Annotated in this window: 1 protein-coding gene; it reads right to left on the bottom strand. The window is 68.6% G+C overall.

What is annotated here, in order from left to right; genetic code table 11:
* Positions 1 to 794 (bottom strand): AMP-binding protein (locus KVT37_RS31660; RefSeq protein WP_254634396.1); only part of this gene is annotated, 794 nt, incomplete at its 3' end.
* Between the last annotated feature and the right edge of the window lie 63 nt (positions 795 to 857).

Raw genomic sequence — 857 nt, 5'->3', positions numbered from 1 at the left:
TCGTCGACCAGCCAGGCCAGACGCTCGCGCGGAGAGGCTGGGTCGAGCGGCACATAGGCGGCACCCGCCTTCAGCACCGCATGCAGGCCGACGACCATTTCCGGCGAACGCTCGACGCAAAGCCCGACACGATCATCAGGCTTGACCCCAAGCCCGATCAGGCGATGCGCCAAGCGATTGGCCCGGGCGTTTAACTGCCCATAGCTCATCTCAACATCGCCCTGGATCAGCGCGATCGCATCAGGATTGTGCCGCACCTGTTCTTCGAACAGCTCATGGACGCAGCGGTTTGACGGATACGCAGCCTCCGTCCGGTTCCAGGTCTCGACGATCAGTTCGCGCTCCTCGGCCGGCAGCACGTCCAGCGCCCGAAGCGGTGTCTCGGGCGCCGCCTCCAATGCCTGCGCCAGGCTCTCCAGCGCCCGCTGCATGAGCCCGATGACACGATCGGCCGACACCGCCTCAACGACCTGCGCCGTCAGGCCAAGCTCGGTCCCGAAGTCGTCGACCGACAGCGTCAGCGGATAGTACGTCCGCTCCTCGCTCTCCAGCCACTCTGCGCCGCTGAGGCTCGGCGTCCCCATCTTCTCCGCCGCGATATGCCGGTAGTTCAACAGCGTGCTGAACAGCGGCGTTCCCGCAGCCACGCCGCTGCGGCGCTGCGCCAGCGCCAGCGGCGCATGCTCGTGCTGCAGGAGTTCCGCCAGCCGCATATGCGTCTCGCGCACGCCCGCCGCCACGCTGCGCCCGTCAAGGTCCAGCCGAACGGGCGGCGTGTTGATGAACGGGCCCATCGCCCGCTCCGCGCCTGTGTGCGTGCGCCCCAGCGGCACCGCGCCGACCCCCCCCTCCTCCCG

Source organism: Mesorhizobium sp. GbtcB19, assembly GCF_019091085.1.
Classification (GTDB): Bacteria; Pseudomonadota; Alphaproteobacteria; order Rhizobiales; family Rhizobiaceae; genus Mesorhizobium.
This window is presented reverse-complemented; position numbering and strand designations above follow the sequence as displayed.